Consider the following 26,803-nt stretch of genomic DNA (forward strand, 5'->3'; position numbering starts at 1 on the left):
TGTTGCAGCTTGCGGCGCTGGCCGCAATTGTTATGGTGCATATCAAATGCGGGGCGCGCTCAGAAAAGCTCCGCCCAAGGGAGATGCAATCATGGACGGTTCGTCGGGTTTGGCGAGCGTTGATCTGCTGATCGGCGCGCAATCGGTGGGCGCCGCCAACGGGCGCACGTTCGAGCGGCATAATCCGGTGGCCGGCGGCGTCGCCACCCGCGCCGCGGCGGCCAACCCGGCCGACGCCCGCGCCGCCTGCGATGCGGCCGCCGCCGCCTTTCCGGCCTGGTCGGAGCTCGGCCCCAACGCCCGCCGCGCCATGCTGAGCAAGGCGGCCGACGCCGTCGCGGGCCTTGCCGACCAGTTCGTCTCGGCCATGTGCGAGGAGATCGGGGCCACCGAGGGCTGGGCCCGCTTCAACGTCATGCTGGCCTCCAGCATGCTGCGCGAAGCCGGCGCCATGACCACCCAGATCGGCGGGGAGGTGATTCCGTCGGACAAGCCGGGCTGCATCGCCATGGCCACGCGCCAGCCGGTCGGCGTGGTGCTGGGCATCGCCCCATGGAACGCTCCGGTGATTCTCGGCGTCCGCGCCGTGGCCCTGCCGCTCGCCTGCGGCAACACCGTGGTGCTGAAGGCCTCCGAGACCTGCCCGCGCACCCATCATCTGATCGGCCAGGCGATGATGGCCGCCGGCTTCCCGCCCGGGGTGGTCAACGTCATCACCAATGCGCCGGAGGACGCTTCGGACGTCGTCTCGGCCATGGTCGCTCACCCGGCCGTGCGCCGCGTGAACTTCACCGGCTCCACCCACGTGGGCCGCATCATCGCCAAGCTGTGCGCCGAGCACCTGAAACCGGTGCTGCTGGAACTGGGCGGCAAGGCGCCGTTCATCGTGCTGGAAGACGCTGACCTCGACGAGGCGGTGAAGGCCGCCGCCTTCGGCGCCTTCATGAATCAGGGCCAGATCTGCATGTCGACGGAGAAGATCATCGTCGTCGACGCCGTGGCCGACGCCTTCGTCGAGAAGTTCGCCGCCAAGGCCAGGACCCTGGTCGCCGGCGATCCGCGCGCCGCCAAGACGCCGCTGGGCGCGGTGGTCGACGTCGCTGCAGTCAACCGCGTCAACGAACTCGTGGCCGACGCGGTGAAGAAGGGCGCCAAGCAGGTTTCGGGCGATCCGGCCCAGGGCGTGCTGATGGGCGCGACCGTCGTCGACGGCGTGACGCCCGAGATGGCGATCTACAGCCTGGAAAGCTTCGGCCCAGTGGTCAGCGTCGTCCGCGCCAGGGACGAGGCGGACGCCGTCCGCATCGCCAACGACACCGAATACGGCCTCTCGGCCTCGGTCTTCACCCGCGACATCGCGCGCGGCCTGAAGGTGGCCAAGCAGATCCAGTCGGGCATCTGCCACGTCAACGGCCCGACCGTGCACGACGAGGCCCAGATGCCGTTCGGCGGCGTGAAGGCCAGCGGCTACGGCCGCTTCGGCGGCAAGGCGGGCGTCGCCGAGTTCACCGAGTTGCGCTGGATCACCATCGAGACCCAGCCGGGCCACTACCCGATCTAAGGGCCGACAGGCCCTTCGCTCCTAGCTTCTGAAAGTCCACCGATCATGACCGACACCCCCGCCGCCCCAAGTTCAGATGGGGACGTCGTTTCCGTCGAATTCGACAACGGCGTCGCCTGGGTCAGCCTCAACCGGCCCGACAAGCGCAACTGCATGAACCCGACGCTCAACCGTCGCATGCACGAGGTGCTCGACGACCTGGAGGCCGACGACCGCTGCCGGGTGCTGGTGCTGACCGGGGAGGGGACCGCCTTCTCCGCCGGCATGGACCTGAAGGAATACTTCCGCGAGACCGAGGCGAAGGGCCATATCCACACCCGCAAGGCGCAACGGGACGCCTACGGCTGGTGGCGGCGCCTGCGCTGGTTCGAGAAGCCGACCATCGCCATGGTCAACGGCTGGTGCTTCGGCGGCGGCTTCGCCCCGCTGTTCGCCTGCGACCTCGCCGTCGCCGCCGACGAGGCGACCTTCGGCATCTCGGAGATCAACTGGGGCATCCTGCCGGGCGGGGCGGTGACCAAGGTGGTGGCCGAACTGATGGCCCAGCGTCAGGCCATGTACTACATCCTCACCGGCAAGAATTTCGGCGGCCGGAAGGCGGCCGAGCTGGGCCTGGTCAACGAGAGCGTGCCGCTGGCCGACCTGCGCGACCACGTCCGCGAACTCTGCGACGTGCTGCTGGAAAAGAACCCGACGACGCTGAAGGCCGCCAAGGACTCGTTCAAGCGCGTGCTGGAAATGCCCTTCGACGCCGCCGAGGACTACCTCGTGGTTCGTCAGGAGTCGCTGAACTACCTGGACAAGACCGAGGGCCGTAAAGAGGGCATTCGTCAGTTCATCGACGACAAGACCTACAAGCCCGGATTGTCGAGCTATAAGCTCTGACCGAACCGGCCTACATGGCCGGAACGCACCAAGATCGATGCATTAGGAGAGCCTGCGTGGCCAAGACCGCCCCCCCTCTGTTCCGTGCTGACCACGTCGGCAGCTTCCTGCGCCCGCAGCGCCTGCGTGACGCCCGCGCCAAGAAGGAAAGCGGCGAGATCAGCGCCGAGGCCCTGCGCGAGATCGAGGACGAGTGCATCACCGAGGTGGTGAAGAAGCAGGAAGCCGTGGGCCTCAAGGGCGTCACCGACGGCGAATTCCGCCGCACCTTCTTCCACGTCGACTTCCTGGAACAGCTCGACGGCGTCGAGGTCACCTACGGCGAGTTCCAATCGAAGTTCCGCAAGGACGACGGCACCGAGGTCGGCTTCCGTCCGCCGACCATCCACGTCGCCGGCAAGATCGAGCACGCCCGCTCGATCCAGGGCGCTGACTTCGACTACCTGAAGAGCCAGGTCAGCAAGACCGCCAAGGTGACCATCCCGTCGCCCTCGATGCTGCACTTCCGCGGCGGCCGCGCCGCCATCGACGAGACGATCTATCCGGACCTCGAGCAGTTCTACAAAGACCTCGGCGACGCATACGCCGCCGAAGCCGCCGACCTGGCCGAACGCGGCTGCCGCTATCTGCAGCTGGACGACACGAACCTCGCCTACCTCTGCGATCCGAAGATCCGCCAGTCGACCAAGGATCGCGGCGACGATCCGGACGACCTGACCCGCGCCTACTGCCGCCTGATGAACCACTCGCTGGCCAACCGTCACGACGACATGACCCTGTCGGTCCACCTCTGCCGCGGCAATTTCAAGAGCGCTTGGGTGGCCGAAGGCTCCTACGAGCCGGTCGCCGAAATCCTGCTCAACGAGATGGATGTCGACAGCTTCTTCCTCGAATACGATGACGAGCGCTCGGGCGGCTTCGCCCCGCTGCGCTTCCTGCCCAAGGGCAAGGCCGTCGTGCTCGGCCTGATGAGCTCGAAGAAGCGTGAGGTCGAGAGCAAGGACGAGGTGATCCGCCGCATCGAGGAGGCGGCCGTCTACGCCCCGCTCGAGCAGCTGGCGCTCAGCCACCAGTGCGGCTTCTCCTCGACGTCGCACGGCAACGACCTTTCGGAAGACGATCAATGGCGCAAGCTCGAGCGCATGATCGAGGTTACCGAAGCCGTCTGGGGCAAGGTCTGATGGCGGACGCCCTGGACCCTCGCAAGGTCGACCGGCGCGCCATGCTCACGGCCGGCGCCCTGCTGGCCGGGGCGGGAGCCGCGAACGCTCAGACCCCAGCGGCCGACAAGCCGCCGGGCCTGAGCCTGGCGTTCAGGGCGTTCATCACTCTCGGCCCGGTGCTCGAACAGGGCGTCACCGACGGGTTGCGCAACCGCTTCATCCCGATCACCGGCGGCACGGTCGAAGGGCCGCGCCTGCAGGGCGTCGTGCTTGACGGCGGCGGCGACTGGCAATCGCTGCGGCCCGATGGCCTGACCACCCTGGAAGCCAAATACTCCTTGAAGGCCGCGGACGGCGCGATCATCGGGGTGACCAACCCCGGCGTCCGCACCGGCCCGCCCGAGGTGATGCAGCGTCTGGCGGCGGGCGAGCGGCTCGACCCGTCGCTCTACTACATGCGCACCGCGCCGCGATTCTTCGTACCCTCCGGGCCGCACCGCTGGCTGATGGAGACCGTCTTCGTCGGCGTCGGCAAGCGCTGGCCGGACTCGGTCGAGATTGAATACTGGGCGGTGGCGTAGGGCCCAAGGCCCTGAGCATCGCCTATTCTTCGGCGATCGATCGCAGGACGCGTGCCGGATTTCCACCGACCAGCGTGTTGGCGGGCACCTTCCGGGTGACGACCGACCCGGCCGCCACCACCGAGTTTTCGCCTATGGTCACCCCGCCGATGACGATCGCGCCGGCGGCGATCCACACGCCGTTCTCGATGACGATGGGCTTTCCGATCAGCTGACTGCGCCGCCGCGACGGCGCCACGGGGTGGCCTGAAGTGATCAGGCTTACGTTGGGGCCGATCATGACATCGTCGCCGATATGGATGTCGGCGAGCGAATAGAACGTGCAGTTCTGGTTGATGAAGACGCGGGCTCCGACGCGGATGTTCCTTCCGCAATCGACGTAGAACGGCGGGATGAGGCGGAAGTGCGCGCCGACCGGCTGGCCGGTAAGGTCCTCGAAGAGGGCGCCCACCTTGTCCGTGTCGGCATAGGTCAATCGGTTGAGCAAAGGCGTGATCGCCATGGCCCGCTCGACCTCGGCCACGAACTGGGCGGACTCCAGCGTCCGGCTGGGAATAATCCTCTCGTCCGGCCTGGATGGCGTTCCGTCCCGCAGCCTGGGCGGGCTCAAACCCGCTCCACCACCATCGCCAGCCCCTGGCCCACGCCGATGCACATGGTCGCCACGGCGTAGCGCGCCTGGCGGCGTTGCAGCTCTTCCACCGCCGTCATCGCCAGCCGCGCGCCGCTCATGCCGAGCGGGTGGCCGAGCGCGATGGCGCCGCCGTTGGGGTTCACGTGCTCGGCGTCGTCGGGCAGGCCGAGCTCACGCATCACCGCCAGGGCCTGCGAGGCGAAGGCCTCGTTCAGCTCGATCACGTCCATCTGCGCCAGGGTGAGGCCCGTGCGCTCCAGCACCTTGCGCACCGCCGGCACGGGGCCGATGCCCATCACGCGCGGCGGCACGCCGCCGGCCGCCATGCCGAGCACGCGGGCGCGGGGCGTCAGGCCGTGGCGCTTCACGGCGGCCTCCGAGGCGACGATCATCGCCGCCGCGCCGTCGTTGACCCCGGCGGCGTTGCCGGCGGTCACCGTGCCGCCCGGGTTGATCGGCTTCAGCCCGGCCAGCGCCTCCATCGAGGTGGCGCGCGGGTGCTCGTCGCGATCCACGATCACCGGGTCGCCCTTGCGCTGGGGAATGCTCACCGGCGCGATCTCGGCGGCGAGGCGGCCGCTCGCCTGGGCGGTGGCGGCGCGGGCCTGGCTGCGCAGGCCGAAGGCGTCCTGGTCCTCGCGGCTGACGCCATGGTCGGCGGCCACGTTGTCGCCGGTCTCGGGCATGGAATCCGTGCCGAAGGCGGCCTTCATCTTCGGATTGACGAACCGCCAGCCGATGGTGGTGTCGTAGACGGCGTTGGCGCGGCTGAAGGCGGTCTCGGCCTTGGGCATGACGAAGGGCGCGCGGGTCATGCTCTCGACGCCGCCGGCGATCAGCAGGTCGAGGTCGCCGGCCTTGATGGCGCGGGCGGCCGCGCCCACGGCGTCCAGGCCGGAGGCGCAGAGGCGGTTCACCGTCGAGCCGGTGGCGCCGACGCCCAGGCCCGCCAGCAGGGCGGCCATGCGGGCGACGTTGCGGTTGTCCTCGCCGGCCTGATTGGCGCTGCCGAGGATCACGTCGTCCAGCGCTTCCCAGTCGACGCCAGGGTTTCGGGCCATCAGGGCCTTCAGCGGCTCGGCCGCCAGGTCGTCGGCCCGCACCGCCGCCAGGGCGCCCGCATAGCGCCCGATCGGGGTGCGGATGGCGTCGCAGATGAAGGCCTCAGTCACGCGTCACGCTCCATTTCCGCCATCACTTCGGCGGCTTCGCTGAACCCGGTATTGGCGGCCGGCACCCCGGCGTAGATCGCCGTCTGCATCAGCACTTCCTTGAGTTCGTCCCGGGTGAACCCGCCCTGGGCGAGGCCGGCCCGCACATGCAGGCGGAACTCCTCCCAGCGGCCCAGCGAGGCGCAGATGGCCAGCACCAGAAGACGGCGGGTGCGGTGGTCGAGGCCCGGGCGGCCCCAGATCTCCTGCCAGGCGATGCGGGTAATCATCGCCTGGAAGTCGGAATTGAACTCGGTCTTCCTGGCCAGCGAACGGTCGACCCAGGCGTCGCCCAGAACCGCGCGGCGGTTCAGCATTCCGGCGTCATACAGCGTCTCGGCGGCGGCCTTCGTCGCGCCCCCCGCGGCGAGATCGTGCAGGAAGCCGACCACCACGCCCGCGAAGGCGGCCGGGGTCTCGACCATCGGCAGGTGCGGCCCTTCGACCATGGCGCTGCGGGCGCCCGGGATGGCGGCGACGATGCGGTCGCCGTTGCCTTGGAAGGGGGTCGAGATGTCGTGCGTCCCGCCGACCACGAGCGTCGGAACCGCGAGGCCCGGCAGCTTGCCGAGCAAGTCCATGTCGCGGATGGCGGCGGCGCAGCCGGCGTAGCCGACCGGATCCATCGTCAGCAGGCTGGCGCCCAGGGTCTCGGCGATCTCCGGCCGCTGGCGGCGGAAGCCGTCGGTCAGGAAGCGGCCCATGGCGAGGTCGACCACCCCGGCCATGCCCTCGCGGCGCACCAGTTCGACCCGCGCCGTCCAGGCGGCCACGTCCATCGCCGCCGAGGTGCAGGCGGGAACCAGGGCGGTGACGCGGTCCGGCGCCGCCAGCGCCAGGGTCATGCCGATCATGCCGCCCAGCGAGACGCCGCAGACCGCCGCCGAGCCGACGCCGGCCGCGTCCATCACCGCCAGCGTATCGGCCGCCAGCTGGTCGAGGCTGTAGTCGCCGGCTGGCGCGTCGGAAGCGCCGTGGCCGCGGTTGTCGATCCGCAACACCCGGAAGTGCGGCAGGAAATAGGGCAGGGCGCGGTCCCAGGCCGCGATGTCTGTGCCGATGGAGTTCAGCAGCACCAGGGTCGGCTTCTCGACGGCGCCGTCGAGCCGCCAGAACAGGCGCACGCCGTTGTCGGTCGTCGCGAAAGGCATCAGGCGTCGTCCTGTTGAGAGGCGAGGGCGCGGGCGGTCATGGCTTCGGCCTCGCCGGTGTCGTCACCCACGCCGGCGGCGGCGAGGTTGCGGGCCATCGCCTCGGCGTCGACCTCCAGACCTTCGATCACTGGCAGCATGGCGACCAGCGCGCCGTGGGCCAGCTTGAAGAGGTCGGCCAGCACCGGGCCTTCCGCCTGCCAGCCGCCGAGCCCGCGCTCGTGCTCCTGCGGCAGGGCGGCAATGAGGGCAGCGGCCAGGTGCGGTGCGCGGATCGCGGCGGTCAGCACCGTCTGGCAACCGGTCGGGTTGCGCTTGTGCGCCATGGCCGAAGAGCCGCCCCGGCCCGCGATGCGCGGCTCGAAGGCCTCGGCCACCTCGCCCTGCATCAGCAGGGAGACGTCGCGGGCGACCTTGCCCACCGCCCCGATCAGGATCGCCAGGGCCGAGCCCAGGCCGGCGATGGCGTCGCGCCGCGCCTGCCAGGGAATGGGCGGCAGGTGCAGGCCGAGCTCGGCGGCCATCGCCTTGGCCACGGCCTCGCCCTTGTCGTCCAGGCCGTGCAGGGCGCCGGCCGCGCCGCCGAACTGCAGGGCAAGGCCGTCGCTGGCCTCGGCCCCCAGGCGTTGCAGGGCGACGCCGACGCCGAGGCGCCAGTTCGCGGCCTTGAGGCCGAAGGTGATCGGCAGGGCGCCCTGCAGCAGGGTGCGGCCCAGCATCGGGGTGGCGGCGTGGGTCTCGGCCAGGCGGCGCAGGGCGGCGAGCAGGGCCACGCCGTCGCGTTCGATCAGCACCATGGCGGCCTTGCCCTGCAGGCACAGCGCCGTGTCGGCCACGTCCTGGCTGGTCGCGCCCTTGTGCGCCGACTTGGCGGCCTCGGCGTCGATCTTGGCGATGGTTTCGCGCAGGCGGGCGACCAGCGGGATCGCCAGGGTGCCGGCGTGCGCCGCCTCGGCTGCCAGCGCCTCGATATCGACCGGCTCAGCGCAGGCCTGGACGATGGCCTTGGCGTGAGCGGCCGGGATCAGGCCCTCAGCCGCCTCGGCGCGGGCGAGCGCGGCCTCGAAGGCCAGGGCCGCGCGCACCAGGGCCGCGTCGTCGAAGACCGCCAGCATTTCAGGGCTGGAGGCGGCGAGATCGCGGATCAGTGAGGCCAAGGGCGCGTCCTTCCCTGAAGGTCAGACGTCGAAGAAGACGGTTTCGTCGGCGCCTTGCAAGCGGATGTCGAACCGCCAGACTTCACCGTCCTTGCGGGCGATCAGGGTGTGGCGCCGCTCGGCGGGTACGAGGGCCAGGATCGGATCGTCGGCGTTGGCCTCGGCGTCCTGGAAATAGAGGCGGGTCACCAGCCGCTTGATCAGGCCGCGGCCCATGACGCCGACGGCGATGTGCGGCGCCTGCAGACTGTTGCCGGGACCAGGCACTGGGCCGGGGCGCACGGTGCGGAAGCGGTAGACGCCGTCGTCGGTGGTCGAGGAGCGGCCGAAGCCGATGAAGCCTTCGTCCAGCGGGATTTCTTCGCGGACATCGTCCGGGCTGGCGTAGCGGCCGCCCGAATTGGCCTGCCAGATCTCGATCATGGCGTCGGACACCGGCGCGCCGGCGGCGTCGGTGACGCGGCCTTCGACGATGATGACCTCGCCGCTGACGGCGCCGCGCGGCTTGGAGACGTTCAGCTTGTAGTTCTCTTCCGGGAAGAGGTCTGGCCGCGCGCCGATCGGATCGGCGCCGACCAAGTCCGCGCCGCCCTTCCAGGCCAGTCCGTAGTGGAAGAACGGGCCGACGGTCTGCGACGGCGTCTGGCCGAACAGTTCGGGGCTCTGGTTGTCGTCAGCCATGGTCGTGATCGTCCTCGAAGGGCGTCGCGTCGCGGCCGCGCAGCACGATGTCGAACAGGTAGCCCAGCGCCCAGTTGGGCTGGGTGGTCTCGATGTCGAACCGCGAGACCATACGCTGGCGATAGGGCAGGGGCACGGCGTTGGCGATCGGGTCGATCTCGATCAGCGGATCGTCCGGGAAATAGAACTGGGTCACCAGGCGGGTGGCGAAGGCCGGCCCCAGCAGCGACAGGTGGATGTGCGCCGGACGCCAGGCGTTGTGGTGATTGCCCCACGGGTAGGCGCCCGGGCGGATGGTCGTGTAGCGATAGCGGCCCTGGTCGTCGGTCACCACGCGGCCCGCGCCGGTGAAGTTCGGGTCGTGCGGGGCGTCCCACTGGTCCTTCACATGGATGTAGCGGCCGGCGGCGTTGGCTTGCCAGATTTCCATCACCGTGTTGGGCGCGGGGCGGCCGTTCTCGTCGAGCACGCGGCCCGAGACGATGATCCGCTGGCCCTGCGGCATGGCCTTGTGCTGGGTCGTCAGGTCGGCCATCGCGCCGCCCATCAGGTCGTCCCATCGGCCGGCGGGGCCCGTGGTCTCGGTCAGAGTGTGCGGAATCTTGATCAAGGGCTGTCGCGGCGAGCGCGGAACCGTCGATTTGTACTCGGGCGATAGGGAGTTCGGCTGACCGGCGTCCTCACGCCGGTAGCCCATCACGTCTTTCATGCAGGCAGTCCCACCTTGAAGTCGGCTTCGGTGCGGGCCTGAATCTCCTCGACGGTCACGCCCGGGGCCAGTTCCCGCAGCGTCAGTCCGCCGCCGCCATGATCGACGTCAAAGACCGCCAGATCGGTGATGATCATGTCGACGCAGGCCATGCCGGTCAGCGGCAGGGCGCATTTCTTCAGCAGCTTGGGCGCGCCCGACTTGCTGTTGTGTTCCATGACCACGATCACGCGCTTGACGCCCGCCACCAGGTCCATGGCGCCTCCCATGCCCTTCACCATCTTGCCGGGGATCGTCCAGTTGGCGATGTCGCCGTCCTGCGACACCTCCATGGCGCCGAGCACGGTCAGGTCGATGTGACCGCCGCGGATCATCGCGAAGCTGTCGGCCGACGAGAAGAAGCTGGAGGTCGGCAGCTGGGTGATCGTCTGCTTGCCGGCGTTGATCAGGTCCGGATCGGCCTCGCCCTCATAGGGGAAGGGGCCCATGCCGAGCATGCCGTTCTCGCTCTGCAGCGTCACGTTCACCCCCTCGGGGATATAGTTCGCCACCAGGGTCGGGATGCCGATGCCGAGGTTCACATAGAAGCCGTCCTGCAGTTCGCGGGCGGCGCGGGCGGCCATCTGTTCGCGGGTCCAGGCCATGGTTCAGGCTTCCTCGCGCTTGCGGACGGTGAGGTTCTCGATCCGCTTTTCGTAATTCTTGCCGAGAATGATCCGGTCGACATAGACGCCCGGGGTGTGGATGGCGTCGCCGTCCAGCTGCCCTGCCTCGACGATCTCCTCGACCTCGACGATGGTCACCTTGCCGGCCGTCGCCATCACCGGATTGAAGTTGCGGGCGGTCTTGCGGAACACGAGGTTCCCCGCCGGGTCGGCCTTCCACGCTTTCACGATGGCCAGGTCGGCGCGCAGCCAGGTTTCGCGCACATATTTGCGACCCTCGAACTCTTCGACCGGCTTGCCCTCGGCCACCACCGTGCCGACGCCCGTGGCCGTATAGAAGGCCGGGATGCCGGCGCCGCCGGCGCGGATGCGCTCGGCGAGAGTGCCCTGCGGGTTCAGCTCCAACTCCAGCTCACCGGAGAGGTAGAGCTGTTCGAACAGCTTGTTCTCGCCGACGTAGCTCGAGACCATCTTCCTGATCTGGCCGTTGTTCAGCAACTGCCAGAGGCCGAAACCGTCGGCGCCGCAGTTGTTGGAGATCACGGTCAGGCCCTTGACCCCGTTCTCGCGCAGGGCGGCGATCATGTTCTCCGGATTGCCCGAAAGGCCGAAGCCGCCGGACATGATCGTCATGCCGTCGAACACCACGCCTTCGAGGGCCGTCTTCGCGTCGGGATAAATCTTGCTCGCCATGCCGTTCTCCTAGCGCCTCCAAATAGGCGGTCGCCTTGCCTTCCGTCAAATCTCGCACAGGCGTGCGATAAGCGCACAAATTAACCTTCTGCCTAGTTTCGTCCCCAGGAATCAGGCGTTTTGTCCCGGCTTAGCTTGCCTTGACGACACTTACGGGGCCTCAGTGCGACGAAGAATCGTTCTAGCTAGCCTCAACCCGCGGGCAAGCGACTAAGCCCGCAGAGCCCAGGAGAAAAAACAAATGAACGTTTCCGATCTGGTCGACGCCGCTGTCGCCGCTGACTCCAAGCTGACCAAGGCCCAGGCCAAGGCCGTGATCGACGGCGTGTTCGCCGGCGTCGCCGCCGCCGCCGCCAAGGGCGAAGAAGTCTCGATCCCGGGCTTCGGCAAGTTCAAGGTCCAGAACAAGCCGGCCCGCACCGGCCGTAACCCGGCCACCGGCGGCGTTATCGAAATCGCCGCCAGCAAGAAGGTGAGCTTCACGCCGGCCAAGCAGCTGAAGGACGCCGTCAACAAGTAAGCGGTCTCACCGTCTTATAGCGTTGAACAAAGGCGGTTCGGTGAAAGCCGGACCGCCTTTTCCATGTCTGGCTTTCATGTCTGGCGCGGCGCCCTTGCGTGGTTGTAGCCCGCCGCCGATCCGGGATAGGGGTCGATCATGACCATCGCTCAACGGGCATCCGCGCTGCGCCGGCGTCTCACGCTGCGGGCGGCGGAACGCGAGGCGCGAGGCGGCCGGATCGAGGCGGCGTTCGCGCGCCTGTCCAAGGCGGCCGAGGCCTCCGACATCGAAACCCGCCGAGCCGCCCTGCAGGCGGCGGCCCGCCTGGCGGCCCAGCATGGCCGGCCCGGCGAGAGCGCCGAGCATCTGCGAAACCTCGTGCGGCTGGACGACGCCGATGTCGGCGCCTGGTGGGCCTTGGCGCAGCGCCTCGAAGAGATCGGTGTTTATGGCGAGGCGGCCTACGCCTGGCGCCGGGTCATCGCCCTGACCGGCGAGGACGCCGCCCTCAGGCTGCGCATCGGCGGTCTCGCCGACCGCGCCGGCGACCGGAACGCCCAGGTCGAGGCCTGGGAGGAGGCGGCGCGCGCCGCGCCCGACGCCCCGCTGCCGCGCCAACGGCTGGCGGACCTGCTGCTGCGGGACGACCCGGGCCGCGCCGCGCCCCATCTCGAACGCCTCGCCGTCATCGACCCGCAGGAGCCGGCCTTCCGCCGGGCCGCCGAAGCCGCGGCGCGCGCGGGTCGGTTCGGGGCCGAGGACGCCGCCGCCATCGAGGCCGCGGCCAACGCCTTGCTGGCGCGTGACGCCGACGCCATCGGGGCCCGCCTCTGGCTTGGCGCCTTCTACGAAGCCGACCGGCCGGCCGAGGCCCTGCCGCACCTTCGGCTCGCCGCTCAGAAGCTCCGTAGCGACGCGACCGTCTGGAAGCGTCTGGCCAAGGTCAGCGCCGCCCTCGGTGACGACGCGGCGGCGGCCGAGGCGTGGAAGTCGGCCAGCGACGCCGCGCCCGGCGATCTCGAAATCGCCCGCGCGGCCGGCACGGCGCTGGAGAAGCTCGGGCGGGCCGGCGAGTCGATGGCGCTGATGCGTCGTTACACCCACGTGCATCCCACCGAGACCAAGCTGCGTCGCCGGCTGCGCGGTTTGGCCAACAGCCAGAAGGCGACGGGTCTGGAGCTGGAGGTCCTGGCCGAACTCACCGCCCTGGTCGACGACCCGATGGAGTTCCGCGCGCCCTACGCGGCCCTGCTGCAGAGCGAGGGGCGGGTCGCCGAGGCCCTGCCGCACCTGGAGGCCATCGCCCTGGCGCGCCCGGAGTCCGCGCCGGACCAGCAGCGCTACGCCGAGGCTCTGAGCGTCGTCGGCGAGCCGGCCCAGGCCCTCGAAGCCTGGCGCGCCATGGCGGCCCTGAAGCCGCAGGATCCACGCCCGCACGTCCGCATGGCGCCGCTGCTCGACCAGCTCGATCGCCGCGAGGAGGCCGCCGTGCACATGCGCCGCGCGGCCGAACTGATGGGGGCCGACCGCAAGGCCTGGGCGCGCTTCGGCTCGCGGGCCCGGTCGCTGGGCGATGTCGCCGGTGAACGCGCGGCGCACGAGGCGCTCATCGAGCTCGACCCCGCCGACCCCGCCCTGCGCAAACGCCTGATCGAATTGCTGATCGCCGAGCAGCGCCCGTCCAAGGCCGAGCCTCACCTCGAAGCGTTGGTCGCTCTTACGCCTGAAGACGACTGGGCGTGGGAGGCGCTGTCTGTCGCCCGGTCGGCGACCCTCAAGCGCGTGCAGGCCGCCAAGCCGAACGACGCCGTCACCCTGCGCGGCCTCGCCCTGGCGCGCGCCAAGGCCGGTGACGCCGCCGGCGCGGTTGCGACCTTGCGCAAGCTGGAAGCCCTGCGGCCCGGAGATCCCGAGGTGCAGCGCCAGCTGGCGATCGTCCTCACCGATCAGGGTGATATCGACGCCGCCGTCGCCGCCTGGCGCAAGCTGCTCGCCGTTCTGCCGGACGACATGGACGCCCTGCGCCGCGCCGCCGCCATGCTCTATAGCGAACGCCGCCGCGAGGAGGCGCTGCCCTTCCTCCGCGCCATCGTCGCCCTCGACCGCGCCGATGTCCGTTCCTGGCGGCGCATCGCCTCCATCGTCATGGACGGTGAAGATACCGACGCCCGGGTCGCCGCCTGGAAGGACGTGGTCGCCGTCGATCCCGACGATCTCGGCGCCCACGAACAGCTCGTGGACCTGCTGGAAGGCCGCGACCTGCAGACCGCCATGCCGCATATGGAGGCTGCCGCCCGCCTGACGCCCGACAAGGTCAAGCCGTGGAAACGCCTCGGCAAATGGCTGCAGGACGAGGGCCGCATCAAGGAGGCCATCGCCGCCTGGAGTCAGAGCCTGGCCATCACGGCCGACGACGTCGAGACCCACCGCCGGCTGGCGCAACTGCACCTGCTGGACGGCGACTACCGCTCGGGCCTGCGCCGCCTGAACAGCTTCGCCCTCATCACCGAGGAAGCCCCGCCGGCCCTGGCCGGCCTGGTCCCGGAGCCGTCGCCGCTCGAGGATACGCCCCTGGTCTCGGCTGTGATCCTGTCGCTGGAAGGCGCGGAGCTGCTCGAAAGCCTGCTGTCCTCCTTCAAGGCCTACAACCGCTATCCGAACGTCGAGCTCATCGTCATCGACCACGCCTCGACCGACGACACCGCCGCCGTGCTCGACCGTTGGCAGGACCGGCTGCCGATCCGCCGCATCATGCGCGACGCCAACTACAGCTATTCGGCGTCCTGCAACCTCGGCGTCCGCGAGGCCAAGGGCGATCTCGTCCTGCTGCTCAACAACGATGTCGTCTTCCGCGAGGATGTGCTGACCGGCATGGTCCGCTACCTGACGCCGGACATCGGCATCGTGGGCCTCAAGCAATACAACAGCGCGCCCCTGCCCGAGGAGGTGCTGCGGCCCTATCACATCGGGGTCCGCTGGGTGTGGGACGGCCACTGGTTCCGCCCGCGCCACGCCATCCCCACCGCCAGCGACCAACTGCTCAGCCTCCGCCCGGCTTATTTCCCGGCGGTGACGGCTTCGGTGATGCTCTGCCGCAAGGCTGACTACCTCGCCGTCGGCGGGCTCGACGAGGCCTTCATCTACGGCCACGAAGACCTGGATTTCTGCTGCAAGATGCGCATGGACGGCGGCAAGGCCATCGTCAGCCTCAACAGCCACTCCGCCTTCCACCCCAAGAACAGCACCCGTCGCGGCGCCGACGCCGACACGCGCGCCAGGCAGGGCAAGGCCAACGAAGCGCTGTTCCGCGAGCGTTGGGGCGACCGGATCGTGGACGAGTACCGCGGCCGGGTGTTCACCGACGACGGCTCCTATCGCGGCCGCGCCCCGGCCGTCGCCTTCGGCCTGCCGATCGACGCTGACGACGCCCTCCTGGCGCGCGCCTACGCCATCGGTGAGGCGATGGTCGCCCGCTTCGGCTGGAAGGTGCGCTACCTGCTCGCCGAGGAGCCGGGCTGGGCGAACGGCGAGGGCGTCGACGCCGTGCTCGGCATGGGCGACTTCCCGTTGGAGGCGGTGAAGACCCGCGAGCCGTTCGTGGTTCGCCTGGCCGTCGCCGAAGAAGGCGGTGTCGCCGAAGCCGCCGCCGAACGTCTGCGCGCCGCCCTTGAGGCGGGCGTGGCGAGGCCCGGCGCCTGACGACGATGCGCGCCGATCCGCTCGACCGGCTGACCGCGCGCATCCTGACGCTGCGGGCGCGGCTCGGCCGTCCGGTGCTGGTCGGCCTCGACGGGGCGGTGGCGGTCGGCAAGTCCACCCTGGCCGGGCAGTTGGCGGAGCGTCTGCGCGCGGCGGGCGCCCCAACGGCGGTGATCGGCGCGGACGGATTCCTGTGGCCGACCTCGCAGATCCAGGCGCGGGGCCTGACCAAGGGCTTCCCGGAAAGCTACGACCGCGCGGCGATGATGGCGTTTCTCGACGCCGTGCGCGCCGGCCGGCAACCCGCCGCGCCGCGCTACGACCATGCGACCTACGATGTCGCCGCCGAACCCGCCCAAGCCACGGCCGGCGCCGCGGTGGTGATCTTCGAGGGGGTCAACACCCTCGGGGCCGATCTCGCGCCCCACTACGACCTGCGGGTCTATCTCGACGCCGCGCCCGCCGATGTCGTGGCCTGGTATCTGCGCCGCTTCATGGCCACGCCGTTCTCGCCCGTTCGCGCAGAAGCCCTCGCGCCGTGGCGGCCGACGAACGGCGGCGACGTGGAAGCCTGGGCGAGAGCGGTGTGGGCCGCCGTCAACGGCCCGAACCTGACGCAGCACATCGCATTCGGTCGGGCTCGCGCCGATGTGGTGCTGCGCAAGGCCGCCGATCACAGCCTCGCCGTGGCGGATTAGAGGGCGGCGGCGATCCGCTCGGCCAGCTTCCGAGCGACCTCGGCCTTGGAGGCGTGAGGCCAGGCCTCGGAGCCCTTGGCGGTGACCAGGGTCACGGTGTTTTCCGTCCCGCCCATCACGCCCGGCTGCGAGACGTCATTGGCCACGATCCAGTCGCAGCCCTTGCTCGCCAGCTTGGCGCGGGCGTTGGCCAGCAGGGTGTCGGTCTCGGCCGCGAAGCCGATCACCAGACGCGGCCGGTTCGGCCCCTTGGAGGAAACGGCCTTCAGGATGTCGGGGTTTTCGACCAGCTCAAGCGTGGCGCCGAAGCCCGCGGCCTTTTTCAGTTTCGTGTTCGCCGTCTCGCGCGGCCGCCAGTCGGCCACGGCCGCCACCATCACCGCGGCGTCGACGGGCAGGGCGACTTCGCAGGCCTGCCGCATCTGGGCGGCCGTCTCGACCTTCTGCAAAGTGATTCCGGCTGGGGCGGGCAGGTCGACCGGGCCGGACACCAGGGTCACCTCGGCGCCCAGCGCGGCCAGCGCCTCGGCCACGGCGTAGCCCTGCCGGCCGCTGGAGCGGTTGGCGATGTAGCGCACCGGATCGATCGGTTCGTGCGTCGGCCCGGCGGTGACCAGCACGCGCTTGCCGGCCATCGGGCGAGCGGCGGGGGGAGGGAGGATCGCCGACGTCGGGATCGCGTCGCCGAGGAGGCCTTGGATCGCCTCGAAGATGGCCGCCGGCTCGGCCATGCGACCGGGGCCGTACTCGCCGCAGGCCATCTCGCCCTCGTCCGGTCCGACGAACGCCACGCCATCGGCGGCCAACTGGGCGTGGTTGCGGCGCACGGCGGCGTGCTCCCACATCCGCACGTTCATGGCCGGCGCCATCAGCACCCGCTTGTCGGTGGCGAGCAGCACGGTGGAGGCCAGGTCGTTGGCGTGGCCGTGCGCGGCCTTGGCCATCAGGTCGGCCGTCGCCGGCGCCACCACCACCAGGTCGGCGGCGCGCGACAGCGAGATGTGATCGATCTCAGCCTCGTCGGTCTGCGAGAACAGGTCCTGCCGCACCGTCTCGCCGGTCAGCACGCCCAGCGACATCGGGGTCACGAATTCGGCGCCCGCCTTGGTCAGCACCGACGTGACGCCGATCCCTGCCTTCTTCAACAGGCGCACCAGCTCCAGCGCCTTGTAGGCGGCGATGCCACCGCCGACGATCAGCAGGACCGATCGGCCCGCCGCGCTCAAGCTTCCACCGTGGTCGACGGCGTCTCGATCAGCGACCGCAGGATGCGATTCTGCCGGTCGACCAGCACGACCTGCGGCGTCAGCGGCTTGTCCGTCAGCTCGAAGCCCATGACGATGATCTCTTCGCCTTCGCCGATCAGGTGGGCGGCCGCGCCGTTGACGCAGATGGCGCCCGAGCCGCGACGGCCGGCGATCACATAGGTTTCCAGGCGCGCGCCCGAGGTGTTCGAGACCACCAGCACCTTTTCGCCCGCCCACAGGCCGACGGCGTCAATCAGATCTTCGTCGATCGTGATGCTGCCGACATAGGCGAGGTTCGCCTCGGTGACCGTGGCGTTGTGGATCTTGGACCGCATCAGCCAACGCATGGCTAATTCCTCCGACGCATAACGGCGCCTATATAGCGACCATGTTGCGCCGCGGTAAGGCGCAACCCTGCGGAGGCTCATCATGCGCACCACCATCGCCGATCTGTTGGCCATGAAAACCCGGGGCGAGCGCATCGCCATGCTCACCGCCTACGACGCGCCGTCCGCCGCCCTGGCCGAGCGCGCGGGCGTTCCGGCCCTGCTGGTGGGCGATAGTCTGGGCATGGTCGTCCACGGTTTCGAGACCACCCTGCCTGTCACGCTCGACCTGATGATCGCCCACGCCGCGGCGGTGGGTCGCGCCAGCGAAAAGGCCCTGGTCGTCGTCGACCTGCCGTTCCTCACCTATGCGGACATCCCCTCGGCCGTCGCCGCCGCTGGCCGGGTGATGCGCGAGACCGGCGCGGGGGCCGTGAAGCTGGAAGGGGCGGGCGAGATCGTTCACGTCGTCGAGCGGCTCACCGCCCTCGGCGTGCCGGTGATGGGCCACCTCGGCTACACTCCGCAAAGCACCCACCAGATCGGTCTCAAGGTGCAGGCCCGGGGCGGCGAGGCCGCGCGCCGCCTGATCGAGGACGCCCTGGCCCTGCAGGCCGCCGGCGCCTTCGCCATCGTGCTGGAGCTCGTGCCCGCCGCCCTGGCCGCCGAGGTCACCAAACGCCTCAGCATCCCGACGATCGGGATCGGCGCCGGCGTCGGCTGTGACGGCGAGGTGCAGGTCTGGCACGACATTCTCGGCCTCTATCCCACCGCCCCGCGTCATGCGCGCCGCTTCGGCGAGGTCGGCACCGCCATCGAGGCCGCCGTCGCCGATTATGTGAAGGCCGTGCAGGCCCGCGAATTCCCCACCGAGGCCAACAGCTCCAAAATGACCCCGGAGGCCCTGGCGGAGGCGCTCGCCCTCGACTCGGCGGCGGAATAGGCGCGCGCATGCAGGTCGTCAGCACCATCGCCGAGGTGCGGGCCGCGCGCCCCGCCTTCGATCGCCTCGGCTTCGTGCCGACCATGGGGTTCCTGCACGAGGGACACCTCGGCCTGATCCGGCGCGCCAAGGCGGCGTGCGGCGCGGCGGCGGTGTCGATCTTCGTCAACCCGACCCAGTTCGCCCCGCACGAGGATCTGGCCCGCTATCCGCGCAACCTGCCGCGCGACCTGGAACTGGCGGAGGCCGCCGGCGCCGACCTCGTCTTCACGCCGACGCCCGAGGAGATGTACCCGCCCGGCTTCTCGACCTTCATCGACCCAGGCCTTGCCCACGGGGCCGAAAACGCCGCCCGTCCGGGCCACTTTCGCGGCGTCGCCACCGTGGTCGCCAAGCTGTTCGCCATCATGCAGCCGACGCTCGCCGTCTTCGGCCAGAAGGACGCCGAGCAGTGCGTCGTCATCCGCAAGCTGGTGCGCGACCTCGACCTGCCGGTGCGGCTCGACATCGCCCCCACGGCCCGCGAGCCCGACGGTCTGGCGATGAGCAGCCGCAACAGCTACCTCAGCGCCGAAGAGCGGGCGGCCGCCGTCGTGCTGATCCGCGCCCTGCGCGCCGCGGAGGCGGCCTTCGCCGGCGGTGAGCGCGATCCGTCGGCCTTGCGCGAACTCGTCCTCGACATCCTCGCTCAGGAACCCAGGGGGGAGGTCGACTACGTAGCTGTCGCGGATCTGGACAACTTGGCGCCCCTGACCGCTCCGGCGGAGAGGGCGCTGCTCTCGCTTGCTGTAAGGTTTGGCCACACGCGTTTGATCGATAACGCCATTCTTGGATCAGTCTAAGGTCGAGACCAAAAGAAAAGCCGTCGCGGCGAACCGCGACGGCTTTCCCCGATTGGAAGGTCGGAAGGCTTAGAACGCGGCCTTCAGACCCAGGGTCACGCGGTCGTCGCCCAGCGGGCCGACGAAGGTCTCGTTGTCGGTGGCGAAGTAGCGCAGGTCCACCGTGTAATGCTCGGCGAAGGTGTAGGACGCGCCGAGGTTCCAGGTCGTGTAGTCCTCGCCGTGGCGATAGCTCTGATTACCGACGGCGCCGCTGATGGTGATCGGGCCGGCCGGAACCGCGCCGTTCAGCTCGTAGTAGACGGCTTCCTTGGCCGCGCCGAAGCTGTCGTTCGAATAGAACACGGCCGCGCCGAGGGTGGCGGGGCCGGCCGGAACCGAGGCGGCGGCCTTCACTTCCCAGTTGGCGTAGTCGGCGTCCTGCGGCTCGTCCATGTAGCCGTAGTAGATCAGGCCGAAGTCGAGGGTGACCGCGCCGACCACCGGCTTGACCCCGCCGTAGAAGTCGATTTCCGCCTTGGTGTCGTCGCCGAAATCGACGTTCGAGGCCCAGACGCCGCCATAGGCGATGCCCGAACTGAAGTCGGCGCCGCCCTGAATGGCGGGGTCTTCCTGCGTCTGGCTGACGCCGCGGAAGACGTAGTCCGAGACGACGCCGACATTGAAGGCGACGGTCGATTCAGCGTGCGCAACGGCCGCGCCGCCGAGCGCGAACGTGGCTGCGGAAGCCGCGAGCGCGAGCTTGAAGAGTTTCATGTAGTTCCCCTGGTTCTGATTCACGGGCCTGGTGAGGGCCCGCGGCGCACCTCCGCCTTGGTGAGGGGCGTCGGTGAAGCTGGATCAGTCTCGGCCGTACACACTTTGTTGCAATGCGACAGTCGTGCGACGGCGAAGGCACGCCATCGATGGTCGGAAGCTGGGCGGTACGCTGGCGTGGCGCCCAATTCTTGAGCACTCCTAGGTATCGGGGCTGCGGCGCCATGCGACTCGACCGACACGGCGCGGGGCGGTAAGCCGCCGTCATGAGCGAAGTTCCCGTCACCCAACTGGGCCGCGACGTGCCTTGGCCGACCTCGCCCGAGGCGGCCGTGCTGGAGCGCGTGCCCAACCCGCAGGCCGATGTTCTCTATCTCGCGCGCTTCACCGCGCCGGAGTTCACCTCGCTGTGCCCGGTCACCGGCCAGCCTGACTTCGCCCACCTGGTCATCGACTATGCGCCGGGCGACTGGCTGATCGAGTCGAAGTCGATGAAGCTCTACCTGGGCTCATTCCGGAACCACGGCGCCTTCCACGAGGACTGCACGGTGGCCATCGGCCGCAAGGTGGTCGAGGTCGCCCAGCCGCGCTGGCTGCGCATCGGCGGCTACTGGTATCCGCGCGGCGGCATCCCGATCGACGTCTTCTGGCAGAGCGGCCCGATCCCCGAAGGGCTCTGGGTCCCCGACCAGGGCGTCGCGTCCTATCGCGGACGCGGCTGACCTAAGCCTTCCATATCGAGGTCAGGGAGGCGACGTCGGGACGAACCCGCTCCTGCGGCGGCTCGGCCGCCGTTCCGAGGTAGACGAAGCCGGCCACCCGCTCGCCCATCTTCACGCCGAGCAAAGCCAGGGCGGCGTCGTCGAAGGCGTACCAGTCGGTGATCCAGTTGGCGCCGTAGCCCATGGCGGCGGCGGCGGTCAGCATCAGGGTGCAGACCGCTCCGGCCGACATGATCTGCTCCCATTCGGGAATCTGCCCCTCGATAGGGGCGCTGACCACGGCCACGGCCAAGGGCGGGGCCTTCAGCTTGCCGAGGCTGGCGATCGCCTTGGTCGCGTCCGGCCGCCCGGCGGCCATGGCCTCCAGCCGCGCGGCGAACGCGGCCTTGGCCTCGCCCTCCAGGATCACGAACCGCCAGGGATTGAGCTTGCCGTGGTCCGGCGCCCGCGCGGCCAGGCGCAGCAGATCGTTCAGTTCGGCCCGCGTGGGGCCCGGCGCGCGCAGCGTCAGGGCCGAGGCGCTGCGCCGATGGGCGAGGGCGTCGATCACCGCCTGGGACGGCGCGATGGGCAAAGGTTCGCCGAACTCGGGAGGCGGCGGAACGGAAACGGCCAAGACGATCTCCCCGGAAGCGGCTATTGCAGCCCGCTCTAGCTAGGCGCCGCGGGCGTCGTCGGCAACGGAAAGCTGCGATGAGCAAGACGCCCACCGATCCGCCCGCTTGGCTGAAACCCCACGGTCGTCCCTGGAAGCGCGGCGAAACCCGGCGAGTCTACGACAACCCCTGGCTCCAGATCGACGAGATCGACGCCATCGCGCCCACGGGCCGCCCGGCGTTGTACGGCCAGGTGTCGTTCAAGAACCTCGCCATCGCCGTCCTGCCGCTGCACGACGACGGCACGGTCACCCTGGTGGGGCAGAATCGTTTCCCGTTCGGCGACTACAGCTGGGAAATCCCCGAGGGCGGCGCGCCGCTGGGCGAGGATCCGCTGGAGGCCGGTAAGCGCGAACTGCGAGAGGAGACCGGCCTGATCGCGGCCAACTGGCGCCAGATCCTCTCGCTCCAGCTCTCCAACTCGGTGACCAACGAACGCGGCGTCGGCTTCCTGGCCACCGACCTCACGCCCGGGCCCACAGAGCCGGACGAGACCGAGGATCTGGCCGTCGTCCGCGCGCCGTTCCGCCAGGCCTTGGCCGCCGCCGTCGCGGGCCATATTCAGGATGCGCTTACGGTGGCGATGCTATTGAGGGCGCACCATATGGCCGTCACCGGCGAGCTGCCGGGCGCTCTTTCGCGTCTTGTGCTAGAGAGCGACGGCTAAATGCATGGGCCGCCAAGCGGTTTTCGCGCTTGGTGCGTTCCGCGCAGGGGGCAGGAGAGGACGATGGCGAAACATCTCGAGGTGGTCGAACCGGCCGGCGCACCGCCCGTCTGGGCCGCCCTGCGTAACGAAGCCGAACGCGCCGCCATCGACGAGCCGGCGCTCGGCAGCCTGCTGAACTCGGTCATCCTCACCCACAAGACCCTGGCCGGCGCCCTGTCGTATCAGATCGCCCGCAAGCTCGGCGACCAGGAGCTGCGCGCCATGACCATCCGCGAGGTGGTCGAGGACGCCTACGAGGCCGACCCCAGCCTGATCGCCGCCGCCGAGGCCGACCTCAAGGCCACCTTCGAGCGCGACCCCGCCTGCAAGGGCTATGTGCAGCCCTTCCTGTTCTTCAAGGGCTTCCTGGCCGTCCAGGCCCACCGCGTCGGCCACTGGCTGATCAACCACGACCGCGAGACCCTGGCCTTCTACCTGCAAAGCCGCGTCTCCGAACTGTTCCAGGTCGACATCAACCCGCGCGCCAAGCTGGGGCAGGGGCTGTTCTTCGACCATGGCACCGGCATCGTCATCGGTGAGACCGCCGTGGTCGGCGACGACGTCTCCATGCTGCACGGCGTGACGCTCGGCGGCACCGGCGCCCAGCGCGGCGATCGCCACCCCAAGATCGGCAAGGGCGTGCTGCTTGGCGCCGGCGCCAAGGTGCTGGGCAATATCGAGATCGGCGATTTCGCCAAGATCGCCTCGGGCTCGGTGGTCCTGCGCCCGGTGCCGTCCGGCTGCACCGCCGCGGGCGTGCCCGCCCGCATCGTCAACTGCCCCACCTGCGAGGAGCCGGCGCGGACGATGGATCACACCCTGGCCGAAGTGGTCTACGACTACGTCATCTGATCGCATCGTCCGATAGAACGGTGTGCGGTATTTGACGGTTGGCCCCGTCGGCGGGCGCCGCTAGGTTCGCCGCATCAATTGCGCTGGGGAATCTTCCGTGGACGACAACGACATCAAGCGGATCGAAGCGCACATGAAGCGCACGTTCGGCAATCCGCACATCGCCCTCAAGGCCCGTCCGAAGCAGAAGGACTCGGCCGAGGTCGAACTGAAGGGCGAATTCATCGGCGTGATCTACCAGGACGAAGACGACGACGGCTCGTTCCTGTTCGAAATGGCGATCCTCGCAGAAGATTTGGAATAGCCAGGCTTTTCCGCGCCGCGCCTCGTCCTTCGACAAGCTCAGGATGAGGCGAATGCAGGCGCCCGCGTGTCCGTGAAATCCTCATCCTGAGCTTGTCGAAGGACGAGGATTTCACTCGCCCCCGACTACCCCAGGTTCGCCGCCTTCTTCTCCGTCCAGGCGTAGAGGCCGAACACCAGGGCGATGAGGCTGGCCAGCCCCAGCGGCAGGGCGATGGCCTCGAAGCTTTCGCCCACCAGGGCCAGCGGCGAATCCTTGTTGGTCGCCACGATCAGCCCCGCGTAGGCCACGTTGAACAGGCTCTCGCCGACGATGAAGCCCGAGGCGGTCAAGACGCCCAGGCGCTTGGCGGCCTCGCCGTGGGTCTTCTTCTCGGCCCAGCGGTCGTAGAGCCAGCCGATCACCGCCCCGACCACCACCGGCGCGATCACCGCGCTCGGCAGATAAATCGCCATGCCGACGCCCAGCGGCGGCAGGCTGAATTTCTTCGTCCGCCGCAGCACCTCGTCCACCACCACCAGGCCGACGCCGACCAGGGCGCCGATGCCGATCAGGTCCCACCGCACGCCGCCGTCGATCACGCCCCGCGCAAGGGTCGAGATCAGCGTCGCCTGCGGGGCGGGCAGGGGCTCGTTGGTGATGGTGTGTACATTGGCGGCGCCGGCGAAGCCGTAGGCCTTGTTCAGCAGCTCCAGCACCGGCGGGATCACCACCGAGCCGGCGATGACGCCGACCACCAAGCCGACCTGCTGCTTCCAGGGCGTGGCATTGACCAGCTGGCCGGTCTTCAGGTCCTGCAGGTTGTCGTTGGCGGCCACGGCCACGGCCAGCAGCACTGCGGTGACGAACAGCACGAAGGCGATCAGCGCCGGCGCGCCCTCCGGTCCCGCCGCCGTCTTGGCCAGGCCGACCATCACCAGGGCCGCGCCCAGCACCGCCAGGATCGCCATGCCCGAAACGGGGCTGTTGGACGAGCCGATCAGCCCGGCCATGTAGCCGCACACCGCCGCCACCAGGAAACCGGCCACGGCGATATAGGCCACGGCGGCGACGATCAGCGGGATCATCATCGACTGCAGGGCGGTGCCGTTGACGAAGGTCCACAGCAGCACGGCGATGGGCGCCAGGCAGGCGAGGCAGATCAGGCCGACGACGCCGATCGGAATGTCGCGCTCGGTGATCGGCAGTTCGTCGCCCTTGCCGGCCTTGATGGCGCGCGAGGCGGCCATGGCCGAGGTCAGGCCGCCGATCACCGGGCCGGCGAGGCGGCCGAGCGTCCACAGCGAGGCGACGGCGATGGCCCCGGCGCCGATGAACCGCACCTGGGTGCTCCAGACGGCGGAGGCCAGGTCGGCGGCGCTCTCCGCCGCCGGGGCGTGGGCCGCCAAGAGGGGCACGAAGACGCCCCAGGCCAGAACCAGGCCCGCGAACATGGCGACGCCCACGGCGATGCCCATCAGGTGCCCGGCGCCGAGCAGGGCCAGCGACATCGAGCCGGCGATCCCGGTGGCGCCCGCGCCAACCTTGACGAACTTGGCGGCCTCGGCGGCGAACACCTTGAAGGTGACGATCAGAGCGTAGAGGGCGGAAGCGGCGGAGGTGACGCTCAGCACCACGACGCCCGCCTTGCCTTCAGCCCCCGCCGGCCCTTCGGCGATCCGCGAGTCGGAGCCGACCTTCAGCACCTCGGCGGCGGCGACGCCTTCCGGATAGGGCAGGTTGGAGTTGGTCACCAAGGCCCGCCGCAGGGGGATGGTGTACATCACCCCCAGCACCCCGCCGATCGCGCAGATGAAGAACGAGGTCCAGAACGGAAAGCCGGTCCACCAGCCGATCATCAGCAGGCCAGGCAGCACGAAGATGATCGCCGACATCGCCCCGGCGGCCGAGGCCACGGTCTGGACGATGTTGTTCTCATGGATATTGGCGTTTCGGAACGCCCGCAGCGCCGCCATCGAGATCACCGCGGCCGGGATCGACGAGGCGAAGGTCAGGCCGACCTTGAGGCCCAGGTAGACGTTGGCCGCCGTGAAGATGGCGCAGAGGGCGACGCCCAGGATCAGGCCGCGAACCGTCAGTTCGGTGCGGCGGGAAGCATCAGTGGCCAAGGGCGGGGCTCCGGAGCCCCGCGAGCTGGGGCGCGGCGACTGTGCGACGCCACGCGCGGTCACTCAAGCGTCACGCAACGGCGACTTGCGTCTTTCTGCGGATGGCGATCGACATGGCCGCCGCCGCCAGGCCGGCGATGCCGGCGATGACGAAGGCTTCCAGGTAGCGACCCTGGGCCACGCGGATCAGGCCCGCGCCCATGGCCGCCGTCGCCGCGCCGATCTGGTGGCCGACCATGATCCAGCCGAACACGATGGGCGCGTCGCGCTCGCCGAACGCCTCGCGGGTCAGGGCCAGGGTCGGCGGCACGGTGGCGATCCAGTCGAGGCCGTAGAACACCGCGAAGATCGACAGGCTGTAGAGGCTGAAGTCGGAGTAGGGCAGGTAGATCAGGGAGAGCCCGCGCAGGGCGTAGTAGACGAACAACAGCTTGCGCGGGTCGTAGCGGTCGGTCAGCCAGCCCGAGGCCGTGGTGCCGATCAGGTCGAAGACGCCCATCATCGCCAGCAGGCCGGCGGCGCGCGTCTCCGGCAGGCCCTGGTCGGCGCACAGCGCGATCATGTGCGCCCCGATCAGGCCGTTGGTGGTCAGGCCGCAGACGAAGAAGCCGCCGAACAGCAGCCAGAAGCTGCGGGTGCGGGCCGCGCGGCCCAGGGCCCCGAAGGTCGCCCGCAGCACCTGGCGGGTCGGGATCGGCGGCGCAGCGGGCGCGTCGCCCTCGGCGCCGAACGGGCGCACGCCGAGGTCGGCGGGCTTCTCCGGCAGCAGGAACCACATCACCGGGATCAGGGCCGCCAGGGCGACGGCGACGATCAGCACCACCGGCCGCCAGCCGCCGGCTTCGGCGGCCGCCGCCATGAACGGCAGGAAGACCAGGCTGCCGGTCGCCGTCGCTGCGCTCATCGCGCCCATGACCAGGCCGCGATGGGTGACGAACCAGCGCTGGGTCACCGTCGCGGCCAGCACCATCGCCACCGCGCCGGAGCCCACGCCGCCCAGCACGCCCCAGGTCGCGACATACTGCCAGGGCTCGGTCATGACGCTGGAGAGGCCAATGGAGCCGGCCATCAGCGCGAGCGCCGCCAGCACCGTGTTGCGCACGCCCAGCGACTGCATGAAGGCCCCGGCGAACGGGCCGGTCAGGCCATAAAGGAACACGCCGATGGCCGCGGCCATGGAGACGGTCGCCCGGTCCCAGCCGAACGCCTGCTCCAGCGGGATCATCATCACGCCGGGCGCGGCGCGCGTGCCCGCCGCGAACACCAGGGCGACGAACACCGCGCCCACGGCGACGAAGGCGTATTTTTCCCCGAGCGAGCGGGCGAGGGCGATCTGCACGGACTTCAC

26 protein-coding genes and 2 pseudogenes are annotated in these 26,803 nt (G+C 69.7%); 13 read left to right on the forward strand and 15 right to left on the reverse strand.

The window, feature by feature from the left end:
- Positions 1-91: 91 nt before the first annotated feature.
- The 4 genes from ACFLIT_RS13840 to ACFLIT_RS13855 are packed head-to-tail and all read left to right on the forward strand — an operon-like array spanning position 92 to position 4,190.
- Positions 92-1,561 carry an aldehyde dehydrogenase gene (locus ACFLIT_RS13840; RefSeq protein WP_479911836.1) on the forward strand — a complete coding sequence of 490 codons (1,470 nt, stop codon included), beginning with the start codon at positions 92-94 and terminating at the stop codon, positions 1,559-1,561.
- 45 nt (positions 1,562-1,606) lie between these two features.
- Complete coding sequence (locus tag ACFLIT_RS13845; protein ID WP_479911837.1) at positions 1,607-2,446, forward strand: p-hydroxycinnamoyl CoA hydratase/lyase; 840 nt, start codon at positions 1,607-1,609, stop codon at positions 2,444-2,446.
- A gap of 56 nt (positions 2,447-2,502) precedes the next feature.
- Positions 2,503-3,627 carry a 5-methyltetrahydropteroyltriglutamate--homocysteine S-methyltransferase gene (locus ACFLIT_RS13850; protein WP_479911838.1) on the forward strand — a complete coding sequence of 375 codons (1,125 nt, stop codon included), beginning with the start codon at positions 2,503-2,505 and terminating at the stop codon, positions 3,625-3,627.
- Entirely contained in the window at positions 3,627-4,190 is a 564-nt protein-coding gene (locus ACFLIT_RS13855; RefSeq protein WP_479911839.1) for a DUF3237 domain-containing protein, read from the forward strand. The genes ACFLIT_RS13850 and ACFLIT_RS13855 overlap by 1 nt, the downstream gene beginning before the upstream one ends.
- A 22-nt stretch (positions 4,191-4,212) precedes the next feature.
- On the opposite strand, the gene ACFLIT_RS13860 is transcribed toward ACFLIT_RS13855, so the two are convergent.
- From ACFLIT_RS13860 to ACFLIT_RS13895, 8 genes are all read right to left on the reverse strand, one after another.
- Complete coding sequence (locus ACFLIT_RS13860) at positions 4,213-4,713, reverse strand: sugar O-acetyltransferase (RefSeq protein WP_479911840.1); 501 nt, start codon at positions 4,711-4,713, stop codon at positions 4,213-4,215.
- Positions 4,714-4,796: 83 nt separating this feature from the next.
- Positions 4,797-5,996 (reverse strand): 3-oxoadipyl-CoA thiolase, encoded by a 1,200-nt coding sequence (gene pcaF, locus ACFLIT_RS13865; RefSeq protein ID WP_479911841.1) that lies wholly within the window; start codon positions 5,994-5,996, stop codon positions 4,797-4,799.
- Positions 5,993-7,186: a bifunctional 3-oxoadipate enol-lactonase/4-carboxymuconolactone decarboxylase PcaDC gene (gene pcaDC / locus ACFLIT_RS13870; protein ID WP_479911842.1), complete on the reverse strand. Its 1,194-nt coding sequence runs from the start codon at positions 7,184-7,186 to the stop codon at positions 5,993-5,995. Before pcaDC ends, pcaF begins: the two co-directional genes overlap by 4 nt.
- On the reverse strand, positions 7,186-8,343 hold the full coding sequence (gene pcaB, locus ACFLIT_RS13875) for a 3-carboxy-cis,cis-muconate cycloisomerase (protein WP_479911843.1): 1,158 nt from the start codon (positions 8,341-8,343) through the stop codon (positions 7,186-7,188). Before pcaB ends, pcaDC begins: the two co-directional genes overlap by 1 nt.
- Before the next feature lie 21 nt (positions 8,344-8,364).
- On the reverse strand, positions 8,365-9,024 hold the full coding sequence (gene pcaG / locus ACFLIT_RS13880; RefSeq protein WP_479911844.1) for a protocatechuate 3,4-dioxygenase subunit alpha: 660 nt from the start codon (positions 9,022-9,024) through the stop codon (positions 8,365-8,367).
- Complete coding sequence (gene pcaH, locus ACFLIT_RS13885; protein WP_479911881.1) at positions 9,017-9,721, reverse strand: protocatechuate 3,4-dioxygenase subunit beta; 705 nt, start codon at positions 9,719-9,721, stop codon at positions 9,017-9,019. The genes pcaG and pcaH overlap by 8 nt, the downstream gene beginning before the upstream one ends.
- A gap of 8 nt (positions 9,722-9,729) precedes the next feature.
- Positions 9,730-10,377: a CoA transferase subunit B gene (locus tag ACFLIT_RS13890; RefSeq protein ID WP_479911845.1), complete on the reverse strand. Its 648-nt coding sequence runs from the start codon at positions 10,375-10,377 to the stop codon at positions 9,730-9,732.
- Between the two features lie 3 nt (positions 10,378-10,380).
- Entirely contained in the window at positions 10,381-11,091 is a 711-nt protein-coding gene (locus ACFLIT_RS13895) for a CoA transferase subunit A (protein ID WP_479911846.1), read from the reverse strand.
- Between the two features lie 232 nt (positions 11,092-11,323).
- On the opposite strand from ACFLIT_RS13895, the pseudogene ACFLIT_RS13900 reads away from it, so the two are divergent.
- From ACFLIT_RS13900 to ACFLIT_RS13910, 3 genes and pseudogenes are all read left to right on the forward strand, one after another.
- Positions 11,324-11,611 (forward strand): annotated as a pseudogene (locus ACFLIT_RS13900) (HU family DNA-binding protein); the annotation flags it as partial.
- A gap of 138 nt (positions 11,612-11,749) precedes the next feature.
- Entirely contained in the window at positions 11,750-15,292 is a 3,543-nt protein-coding gene (locus ACFLIT_RS13905) for a glycosyltransferase (RefSeq protein ID WP_479911847.1), read from the forward strand.
- A 5-nt stretch (positions 15,293-15,297) separates the two neighbouring features.
- A complete protein-coding gene (locus ACFLIT_RS13910; RefSeq protein ID WP_479911848.1) occupies positions 15,298-15,990 on the forward strand; it encodes a type I pantothenate kinase in 693 nt (230 codons plus the stop codon).
- On the opposite strand, the gene coaBC is transcribed toward ACFLIT_RS13910, so the two are convergent.
- Both coaBC and panD read right to left on the reverse strand, forming a co-directional pair.
- Positions 15,987-17,216, reverse strand: a complete 1,230-nt coding sequence (gene coaBC / locus ACFLIT_RS13915) for a bifunctional phosphopantothenoylcysteine decarboxylase/phosphopantothenate--cysteine ligase CoaBC (protein ID WP_479911849.1) — start codon at positions 17,214-17,216, stop codon at positions 15,987-15,989. The two genes, ACFLIT_RS13910 and coaBC, sit on opposite strands and share 4 nt — an antisense overlap.
- Entirely contained in the window at positions 17,213-17,584 is a 372-nt protein-coding gene (panD, locus tag ACFLIT_RS13920) for an aspartate 1-decarboxylase (protein ID WP_479911850.1), read from the reverse strand. Before panD ends, coaBC begins: the two co-directional genes overlap by 4 nt.
- Before the next feature lie 82 nt (positions 17,585-17,666).
- Between panD and panB the strand changes: the two genes are divergently transcribed.
- Entirely contained in the window at positions 17,667-18,506 is an 840-nt protein-coding gene (gene panB / locus ACFLIT_RS13925; RefSeq protein ID WP_479911851.1) for a 3-methyl-2-oxobutanoate hydroxymethyltransferase, read from the forward strand.
- Positions 18,507-18,514: 8 nt separating this feature from the next.
- Positions 18,515-19,348 carry a pantoate--beta-alanine ligase gene (gene panC, locus ACFLIT_RS13930; protein WP_479911852.1) on the forward strand — a complete coding sequence of 278 codons (834 nt, stop codon included), beginning with the start codon at positions 18,515-18,517 and terminating at the stop codon, positions 19,346-19,348.
- A 69-nt stretch (positions 19,349-19,417) separates the two neighbouring features.
- Here the strand turns inward: panC and ACFLIT_RS13935 are convergent, their stop codons facing one another.
- Positions 19,418-20,104: a TorF family putative porin gene (locus tag ACFLIT_RS13935; RefSeq protein WP_479911853.1), complete on the reverse strand. Its 687-nt coding sequence runs from the start codon at positions 20,102-20,104 to the stop codon at positions 19,418-19,420.
- 266 nt (positions 20,105-20,370) lie between these two features.
- On the opposite strand from ACFLIT_RS13935, the gene queF reads away from it, so the two are divergent.
- Complete coding sequence (gene queF, locus ACFLIT_RS13940; protein ID WP_479911854.1) at positions 20,371-20,826, forward strand: preQ(1) synthase; 456 nt, start codon at positions 20,371-20,373, stop codon at positions 20,824-20,826.
- 1 nt (position 20,827) lies between these two features.
- Here queF and ACFLIT_RS13945 read toward each other — a convergent pair whose 3' ends face one another.
- A complete protein-coding gene (locus ACFLIT_RS13945) occupies positions 20,828-21,442 on the reverse strand; it encodes a nitroreductase family protein (RefSeq protein ID WP_479911855.1) in 615 nt (204 codons plus the stop codon).
- A gap of 77 nt (positions 21,443-21,519) precedes the next feature.
- On the opposite strand from ACFLIT_RS13945, the gene ACFLIT_RS13950 reads away from it, so the two are divergent.
- The 3 genes from ACFLIT_RS13950 to ACFLIT_RS13960 all read left to right on the forward strand — a co-directional run bounded on the left by ACFLIT_RS13950 (position 21,520) and on the right by ACFLIT_RS13960 (position 23,347).
- A complete protein-coding gene (locus ACFLIT_RS13950) occupies positions 21,520-22,149 on the forward strand; it encodes an NUDIX domain-containing protein (RefSeq protein WP_479911856.1) in 630 nt (209 codons plus the stop codon).
- A 63-nt stretch (positions 22,150-22,212) separates the two neighbouring features.
- Positions 22,213-23,043: a serine O-acetyltransferase gene (gene cysE / locus ACFLIT_RS13955; protein ID WP_479911857.1), complete on the forward strand. Its 831-nt coding sequence runs from the start codon at positions 22,213-22,215 to the stop codon at positions 23,041-23,043.
- 97 nt (positions 23,044-23,140) lie between these two features.
- Positions 23,141-23,347, forward strand: a complete 207-nt coding sequence (locus tag ACFLIT_RS13960; RefSeq protein ID WP_479911858.1) for a DUF3126 family protein — start codon at positions 23,141-23,143, stop codon at positions 23,345-23,347.
- Between the two features lie 19 nt (positions 23,348-23,366).
- On the opposite strand, the pseudogene ACFLIT_RS13965 reads toward ACFLIT_RS13960, so the two are convergent.
- The 3 genes and pseudogenes from ACFLIT_RS13965 to ACFLIT_RS13975 all read right to left on the reverse strand — a co-directional run.
- Positions 23,367-23,457: pseudogene (locus ACFLIT_RS13965) on the reverse strand (hypothetical protein); the annotation flags it as partial.
- Between the two features lie 15 nt (positions 23,458-23,472).
- Positions 23,473-25,455 carry an OPT family oligopeptide transporter gene (locus tag ACFLIT_RS13970; RefSeq protein ID WP_479911859.1) on the reverse strand — a complete coding sequence of 661 codons (1,983 nt, stop codon included), beginning with the start codon at positions 25,453-25,455 and terminating at the stop codon, positions 23,473-23,475.
- 70 nt (positions 25,456-25,525) lie between these two features.
- The gene (locus ACFLIT_RS13975; RefSeq protein ID WP_479911860.1) at positions 25,526-26,803 is read right to left on the reverse strand and encodes an MFS transporter; all 1,278 of its coding nucleotides are present in this window, start codon (positions 26,801-26,803) and stop codon (positions 25,526-25,528) included.

It is taken from the genome of Caulobacter sp. HJHS_5 (genome assembly GCF_056683955.1).